7 protein-coding genes are annotated in these 8,512 nt (G+C 45.4%); all 7 read right to left on the reverse strand.

Annotated elements, in window-relative coordinates:
* Positions 1 to 625 (reverse strand): hypothetical protein (locus tag Q0K03_RS06285; RefSeq protein WP_297238869.1); only part of this gene is annotated, 625 nt, incomplete at its 3' end.
* Positions 626 to 826: 201 nt separating this feature from the next.
* Positions 827 to 2,359, reverse strand: a complete 1,533-nt coding sequence (purH, locus tag Q0K03_RS06290) for a bifunctional phosphoribosylaminoimidazolecarboxamide formyltransferase/IMP cyclohydrolase (RefSeq protein ID WP_297238870.1) — start codon at positions 2,357 to 2,359, stop codon at positions 827 to 829.
* Entirely contained in the window at positions 2,356 to 2,946 is a 591-nt protein-coding gene (gene purN / locus Q0K03_RS06295; RefSeq protein WP_297238871.1) for a phosphoribosylglycinamide formyltransferase, read from the reverse strand. The genes purH and purN overlap by 4 nt, the downstream gene beginning before the upstream one ends.
* Complete coding sequence (gene purM / locus Q0K03_RS06300; protein WP_297238872.1) at positions 2,940 to 3,965, reverse strand: phosphoribosylformylglycinamidine cyclo-ligase; 1,026 nt, start codon at positions 3,963 to 3,965, stop codon at positions 2,940 to 2,942. The genes purN and purM overlap by 7 nt, the downstream gene beginning before the upstream one ends.
* Before the next feature lie 11 nt (positions 3,966 to 3,976).
* Positions 3,977 to 7,669 carry a phosphoribosylformylglycinamidine synthase gene (locus Q0K03_RS06305; RefSeq protein ID WP_297238873.1) on the reverse strand — a complete coding sequence of 1,231 codons (3,693 nt, stop codon included), beginning with the start codon at positions 7,667 to 7,669 and terminating at the stop codon, positions 3,977 to 3,979.
* Between the two features lie 9 nt (positions 7,670 to 7,678).
* Complete coding sequence (gene purE / locus Q0K03_RS06310; protein WP_297238874.1) at positions 7,679 to 8,167, reverse strand: 5-(carboxyamino)imidazole ribonucleotide mutase; 489 nt, start codon at positions 8,165 to 8,167, stop codon at positions 7,679 to 7,681.
* 161 nt (positions 8,168 to 8,328) lie between these two features.
* A partial coding sequence (locus Q0K03_RS06315) for a hypothetical protein (RefSeq protein WP_297238875.1) occupies positions 8,329 to 8,512 on the reverse strand: 184 nt, incomplete at its 5' end.

The raw sequence follows: 8,512 nt of genomic DNA on the forward strand, positions 1-8,512 counted from the left end.
AGTCTGACTCGTCTGAATCCTCGCTGTCTTCTTGCTCTTCTGTTGGATCGGCAGTGTTGTCCTGCTGATTGTTGTTAGAATCGGTCTGCGGTTTCGATTCTTTTTTATAAGTCAGACGAAGTTTTGTCTCTTTCTGTGTATAAGTAAAGCTTTGTGTCTTGATGGTTTCTACCGGGTAGTTCTGTGTCGGTACGTTGACATCTTCTACCTTTTCAAGAACGTAGCCTTCTACTTCTACATCGATTTTATATTCATCAAGCGTAAATGTTTTTCCTACCTCTTTGCCACTTAAGGAAATAGGATCCATTGACTTGATCTGGGTTCCGTTTTCATCGACAAACTCCACGACTAAGACATCCGCAGTTTCAACTTGCGGCTGTTCAGGAACCGCAGTTTCCTGATTCTCTGCTGGCGGTGTCTGTGGTGTTGTTCCTTCCTCTTTTGGAACCTCGCTCTGTTCTGTCTCTTCGGAAACTTCTGTTTCTTCTTCCAGAGGCAGATTGGACTGTTCTGTTGTCTGCACTGTATCATCGTCGGCATAAATCATGATATTGTTGCCTAGACCGAACTGAATTGCCATTGCCATTGACAAAACCAGTGCAGCACACCGTTTCAAATGCTTCATAAAACCTCCATCCTTTCTTTAAATTGAAGGCGCACTTCCCCCAATTATGGCAATATGTTATTTATAATTTTAATATAAATACACGAATAAACAATCTGTGGCAAGAACTGTTCACACATATTTTAACACAATTGCTTGTTTATTATACATAATCAAGTATTTTATTCCACCAAACGTAAAAAAAAGGGTAAAAAATTACCCTTAATGTTTGAAGTGACGAATTCCTGTATACACCATCGCAATGCCATGTTCGTTGCAGACATCGATGCTGTCCTGATCACGGATAGAACCGCCTGGCTGAATGATGGCAGTGACGCCGGCTTTAATGGCTTCTTCTACGGTATCCGGCATCGGGAAGAAGGCATCGCTGGCCATCACGGAACCTTTGGCTTTTTCACCGGCCTGTTCAATAGCGATCTTGGCAGAACCGACCCGGTTCATCTGTCCGGCCCCAACCCCAATGGTCATATCGTCTTTGACAAGAACGATCGCATTGGATTTTACATGTTTTACGACCTTCCATCCAAACAACAGCTGTTTGATTTCTTCCGGTGTTGGTTTGCGGTTGGTCACACAGCGCAGATCTTCTTCTTTGATCTGGTGCTGATCCATTTCCTGAACCAGAAGACCATCGTTGACGTTTGTATATTTTAAAGCCGTGTTGACCGATAATGTCGTATCCAGCTTCATCAGACGAATGTTTTTCTTTCTTGTCAAGATCTCCAAGGCTTCCGGAGTAAAATCCGGCGCGATAATGATCTCTAAGAAGATCTTGGAAAGCTTTTCGGCAAGGCTAGTTTCTACGGTTCCATTAAATGCGACAATACCGCCGAAAATGCTGACAGGATCGGCTTCATACGCTTTATCCCAGGCCGCTTCCACAGAATCACCGATGCCGACACCGCATGGATTCATATGTTTCAAACCAACGGCTGCATACTGTCCTTCAAAATCTTTTAAGATCTCAATGGCCGCGTTGCCATCCTGGATGTTGTTGTAGGAAAGCTCTTTTCCATGCAGCTGTTTGGCATTGGCCAAAGAATACTGCGGATTCATTCCCTTATAGAACGCCGCTTTTTGATGCGGATTTTCTCCATAACGAAGATCCTGTACCTTATCAAAGGTGATCGTCAGACTTTCCGGGAACTCATTGCCCGTTTTCTTTGTCAGATAATCCGCGATCATCGCATCGTAACGCGCTGTATGACGGAAGACTTTGGCTGCCAGCAGTTCTCTGGTCTCTGGTGTAGTATCCCCATTTTCCTTGATTTCTTCCAAGACCTTATCATAGTCCTTTGGATCACAGACTACCGTAATGCTCTTATAATTCTTGGAAGCACTGCGAAGCATGCTCGGTCCGCCAATGTCGATGTTTTCAATGATCTCTTCATGAGAAACACCTGGTTTCTGTACCGTTTCCTTAAACGGATACAGATTCACACAAACCAAATCGATATATTCGATGCCCAGTTCCTTTAACTGTTCCACATGACTCGGATTGTCTCTTACACACAACAAGGCCCCATGGACTTTGGGATGCAGCGTCTTGACACGCCCGTCCATGATTTCCGGAAAACCCGTTACATCACTGATACCGATTGGTTTCAGGCCCGCTTCTTCCAACGCTTTTTTCGTTCCGCCTGTGGAAATGATCTCAAAACCCTGTTCCACCAATCCTTTGACAAAATCCACCAAACCGGTCTTGTCAGAAACACTTACCAACGCTCTTTTCATAGAATATGCACTCTTCCTTTCTCGATCTTGATCTTGTCTTGACAATAATAGGAAACCACCATCGGCAAGATCTTATGTTCTATCTCTAGCACTCTTTTCTGGATGGCTTGGGCATCGTCCAGATCCGCAATCGATACCGCTTCCTGATAGATGATCGGTCCGCCATCCACTTCTTCCGATACAAAATGCACCGTGGCCCCGCTGACTTTGACACCTTTTTTCAACACCGCTTCATGAACATGCATTCCATACATGCCCGGTCCGCAAAACGAAGGAATCAATGACGGATGAATATTGATGATCTTGTTGGGATACGCCTGGATCAATTCTTTTCCCAGGATCGCCAGGTATCCGGCCAGGACAATAAAATCGATCTTTTCCTCCTGCAGCTTTTTTAAAAGCTCCTTTTGATCTTTGATCACCGCCGTAGAGATTCCAGCCTCTTTGGCTCGGATCAAACCATAGGCACTTTCACGGTTACTGATGACAAGCGCCATCTCGCAGTCGATCTTTCCTGCTTTATGGGCATCAATGATCGATTGAAGATCCGTTCCTCCTCCAGAGATCAGAACGGCAAGTCTTAACATAGTTCGACTCCTTTTTCACCTTTTTCAATATGTCCCACGACATAGCACGTATCCCCGGCTTCTTCAATGGCCTTCATGGCCGCCGGCACATCGTCTTTATCCAGGGCAATCACCATGCCTAGTCCCATATTGAACGTGTTATACATCATTGTTTCTTCTACATCACCGTTTCGGGCAATCAGATCAAAGATTGCCGGAACCGGGTAACTGTCTTTTTGAATAACCGCTTTGGCATCTTCCGGAAGCATTCTTGGTACATTTTCATAGAATCCCCCGCCGGTGATATGCGAACACCCTTTGACTTTGACCCCGGCATTCTTGATATTTTTTAGTGCTTTGACATAAATACGCGTCGGTTCAATCAAGGCCTCTCCCAGCGTTTTTCCCAGTTCTTCATAATACGTATCTAAAGATTCCTTTGAGATTTCAAAGACTGAACGCACCAAAGAGAACCCGTTGGAATGGACCCCGCTGGAAGCAATGCCCACCAGGACATCTCCTTCTTTGATCGAAGAACCGTCGATAATGTCCTTTTTATCCACGACACCGACCGCAAAACCAGCCAGATCGTATTCATCCACCGGCATCAAGCCCGGATGTTCCGCCGTCTCTCCGCCAATCAGAGCGCATTCGCTTTGTTTACAGCCTTCGGCCACACCGCTTACGATCGTGGCGATCTTTTCCGGATAATTTTTTCCGCATGCGATATAGTCCAGAAAGAACAAAGGTTCTCCTCCGGCACAGGCAATATCGTTGACACACATTGCCACCGCATCGATCCCGATGGTATCGTGTTTGTCCATGACAAACGCCAGTTTTACCTTCGTTCCGCAGCCGTCTGTTCCCGACAACAGAACGGGTTCTTCCATGTCCTTGATCTTTGACAGATCAAAGGCACCGGCAAAACCGCCCAGTCCGCCAAGAACTTCCGGACGCATCGTTTCTTTCACATGTTTTTTCATCAGTTCGACCGATTTATAACCAGCCTCGATGTCAACCCCTGCTTTTTTGTAATCCATGTACGTCTCCTCTATTTATGTGTGAAATATCTCACACCGTTTTCAAATATATTCTGATCTTTATTTCCCGCAATGTTCTGGAACAAGCCCTCTTCATAACGTTCACTGTGTCCCATCTTGCCAAAGATCTTTCCATCTTCGCTTAAGATTCCCTCAATGGCCAACGTCGAACCATTAATGTTATCCAAACCATCCATTGTAGGAATGCCGCGTTCATTGACATACTGCGTAGCAATCTGTCCATTAGCCTTCAATTGTTCCAGGACCTTTTCATCACAGACAAACTTACCTTCTCCGTGACTCATCGCAATACTGTGAAGCTGACCCGGCTGCATATTCATCAGCCATGGCGATTTATTGGATGTGATGCGTGTACGCGCAATGTGCGAAACATGGCGGTTGATATTGTTTCTGAATAACGTTGGTGAATCTTTATCCAGTTTTTCAATATCCCCATAAGGAAGCAGTCCCGATTTGATCAGCGCCTGGAATCCATTACAGATTCCTAAGATCAAACCATCGTTTTCACGCATCTTTTTGATCGCATTCCAGATCTTTGGATTTCTTAAGGCATTCGCAATGAATTTTCCAGAACCATCCGGTTCATCTCCGCTGGAGAATCCCCCGACCAACATCAAGATCTGCGCTTTTTCAATTTCAGCGGCCAGACAGTCAATGCTTCTTTGAAGATTTTCGACCGTCAGGTTGTTGATGACAACTTGATGAACTTTGGCCCCGGCCCGTTCAAATTTCTGCGCCGTATCGTATTCACAGTTCTGTCCCGGGAAGATTGGGATCACCACAATCGGTTTTTCCACGATCGTTTTCGAAAGCTCTACTTTGGCATCCGTCAAAGACGTATTCAGCGTTTCTTTTCCCAGATCCACACGAACCGGATAGATCTCGTTATAACGCTCCATCCAGGCTTCCAGCGCTTCTTCTACCGAAACACTTTCTCCATTCAGGACAATGTTTTTCTCTTCCGTTAAGATTCCCAACAAAGTAAAGTGCGGATCCTGAATCGTTTCGGTCGTTTCCACAACCAGCGATCCAATATTAAAGCCATAAAGATCTTCACTTGTTTCAATAGCAGCCCCCAGTTTGTTTCCAAATGCCATTTTCGCAATACAATAGCCAATACCGCCAAATTTAACGGCCCCGCAGGAAACGATCTTTCCCTTGCGCATTTCACTATGCACCGCTTCAAAGTTCTCTTTGAGCTGTTCGTAGTTTGGCATATGATCTTCTTTTGGATCGTGTTTTACCAAATATACATAGTTGCCCGGCTTCTTAAAGCTGGCCGAAACGATATGATCCGTTTTTTCCGTCGTTACCGCAAACGTGATCAATGTCGGCGGAACATGAATGTCTTTATACGTTCCCGACATGGAATCTTTTCCTCCGATGCTTGGCGTCTCAAACTGGATCTGCGCATCGATCAATCCCAATAACGCCTGCATTGGATTGCCCCATTTCTGAGGATCTTTTCCTAAATGTTCAAAATATTCCTGATTCGATAAACGGCAAGTTTTATAATCGCCACCCAAGGCCGTGATCTTAGCCAGAGCTTCGACAACCGAATAGCTGGCTCCCAGATATGGAGAATACTTGCTTAAGGCTGGATCGTATCCATACGTCATCAAAGAACATGTATGGGTCATGCCGTGAACCGGAAGCTTTTGTACGCTTCCTTCTTCCGGCGTCAGCTGATAGAATCCGCCAAACGGCATCAATACCGTCGATTTTCCAATCGAGGCATCAAACATTTCACTCAACCCGATCTGACAGGCAACATTCGGTTCTTTTAACGTATCGATCAGATTGGAATTCGTTTTCTGGAAAGGATTTACATCATATTCACTGTCCTGTACTTCCACGTTTTGATGCTGGCGAACGCCATTGGTATCCAAGAAAGCACGCGACATATCTACGATCGTCTTTCCTCTGAAATGCATCACCAGACGATTGGTATCGGTCACATCCGCCACTTTGATGGCTTCCAGGTTTTCCTTGGCCGCTTCTTCTTTAAAGGCTTCAAAATCTTTGGCCTCGATACAACAAGCCATACGCTCCTGCGATTCACTGATGGCCAGTTCGGTTCCATCCAATCCCTGGTATTTGACCGGAACGGCATCCAGATCGATATCCAGACCATCGGCCAGTTCACCAACGGCCACACTGACACCGCCGGCTCCAAAGTCATTGGCCTTTTTGATCAGTTTGGTACATGCCGGATTTCTGAACAGACGCTGCAGCTTCCGTTCAATCAAGGCATTTCCCTTTTGTACTTCACTGGAACATTTTTCCAGACTCGTTTCGTTATGTTCTTTACTGGAACCTGTGGCTCCGCCGATTCCATCACGGCCGGTAGCGCCGCCAATCAGCACAATGATATCGCCTGGCAGCGGTTTTTCCCGTTTGACATGGCTTTTTGGCGCTGCCCCGACAACTGCACCGACTTCCATACGTTTTGCGACGTATCCTTCATCAAAGATCTCTTCCACAAACGTTGTCGCCAATCCGATCTGGTTTCCATAGCTGGAGTACCCATGAGCAGCCGTCTTCGAGATCTTTGACTGCGGCAATTTATGCTCCATGGTTTCTTCAATTGGTTTTGTGATATCCCCAGCCCCTGTAATACGCATAGCCTGGTAGACATAGCTGCGTCCGGAAAGCGGGTCACGGATCGCCCCGCCGATACATGTAGAAGCACCACCGAACGGTTCGATTTCCGTAGGATGGTTATGCGTTTCATTCTTGAACATCAACAGCCAGTCTTCATCTTTGCCATCAACATCCACTTTGATCTCTACAGAGCAGGCATTGATCTCATCGCTGACTTCCAGATCGTCCAGCTTTCCTTCCTTGCGAAGATACTTGCCGGCAATCGTTGCCATATCCATCAAGGTCTGTTCTTTTTTATTGCCATGGACCTTTTCACGCAATTTCAAATACCGTTCATACGATGCCTGGATCTGTTCCTTCAATGTAGAAAGTTTAAAATCCACCGAATCCAGTACCGTTTCAAACGTCGTATGACGGCAATGATCGGACCAGTACGTATCCAGAACTTTCAGTTCCGTCATCGTACAGTCCCGTTTTTCCTCATCGCAAAAATATCTCTGTACGTGTTCAATATCCTCAAAGCTCATCGCCAGTCCTTCTTTAAGGCGCAAAGCTTCCAGTTCCTCTTTCGATAAAGAAATGAATCCTTCCAGTACCGGAACCGGTTTGACCTCAACATCCTGATCGTCTTCCAGTACGTTAAGATCTTTGACTCTGGCTTCCACCGGATTGACCAGATAATGGGTGATCTTTTCCATCTGTTCTTCACTCAAAGACACCGAGAACACCAACAGCGTTCCCGAATGGATCCTTACACTCTGCTTGTTGTTGAGAAGCATCAAACACTGCATCGCACTGTCCGCTCTTTGATCATACTGCCCTGGAAGATATTCATACGCCAGGTAGGATCTTCCTTCCAGATCTACGGCATCCAGCACTTCATCGGTGACCACTTCACTGCAGACGTTGGTCTTAAGAAGCTGGATATCGTTTTCATCCGCTTCAAAAATGTCGTAAATATTATACTGAACCAGATCAAAATCATCGCCCAAGCCTAAAGAGGTTCTTAATTCATGGCAAAGCGACTGACTTTCCACTTGAAACTGTTCTTTTTTCCTGACAAAAATTCGTGTGTTCATCTTGTTCTCCTACTCTACAACGGAATCCGCCAATACTTTTTCAGCCTGCGCCTTTTTAAAATCAACGATTTTCTGTTGAAGTTCTTTATCCGCCAGGCCCATCATCTGGCAGGCAAGAATGGCTGCATTGCGTGCTCCTGCCTTACCGATGGCAACGGTAGCTACAGGAACTCCCTGCGGCATCTGCACCGTGGACAACAACGAGTCCATACCGCCTAAAGCACTGGTCTGAATCGGAATGCCAATCACTGGTAATGGCGTAGAACTTGCCAGTACACCGGCCAGATGAGCAGCCCCTCCGGCTGCCGCAATAATAACTTCCACGCCGTTATCGACCGCATTCTTGCTCAATTCGATCACTTCGTTTGGTGTACGATGAGCACTCAATACGCGAACGGAATACGAAACTCCAAAATCATCCAGCTGTTTCATACAGCCTTCCATGCTTGGAAGATCACTGCGTGACCCCATTACAATCAAAACTCGTTTTTTGTCCATACTTTTATCCTCTCTTTCATGAAAAAAGCGCACCTTGATTTAGGCACGCTTAAAACAGTCAATGTTCTTTAATTTTGTAAATCTTCTTAAGACCATAAGTAAGACCTCCAAAAAAACTTCCTGCATGGTTATTTTACATGATGGTCAAATACAATACAATCCTAATTTTTAAAAGATTTGATCTTTTCCAGCACCTTGGCTCGAAGTTCTCCTTCTACTTCCAACACATCTAAAGCTTCCGTTTCGTTTAAAGAAAATTTCTTCATTATCTTTTGAACATGATTAAGAGTGGATTGTTGAATTCCAGCGCTTATTCCCTCTTTTTGACCTTCCAATCGACCTTCT

The sequence above is a fragment of the uncultured Faecalicoccus sp. genome, from assembly GCF_944327125.1.
Taxonomy (GTDB): Bacteria; Bacillota_I; Bacilli_A; order Erysipelotrichales; family Erysipelotrichaceae; genus Faecalicoccus.

Excerpts from the sequence above, each read along its gene's own strand:
- purH (WP_297238870.1), bottom strand. The coding sequence starts at position 2,359 with ATGAAAAGAGCGTTGGTAAGTGTTTCTGACAAGACCGGTTTGGTGGAT.
- purN (WP_297238871.1), bottom strand. The coding sequence starts at position 2,946 with ATGTTAAGACTTGCCGTTCTGATCTCTGGAGGAGGAACGGATCTTCAA.
- purM (WP_297238872.1), bottom strand. The coding sequence starts at position 3,965 with ATGGATTACAAAAAAGCAGGGGTTGACATCGAGGCTGGTTATAAATCG.
- Q0K03_RS06305 (WP_297238873.1), bottom strand. The coding sequence starts at position 7,669 with ATGAACACACGAATTTTTGTCAGGAAAAAAGAACAGTTTCAAGTGGAA.
- purE (WP_297238874.1), bottom strand. The coding sequence starts at position 8,167 with ATGGACAAAAAACGAGTTTTGATTGTAATGGGGTCACGCAGTGATCTT.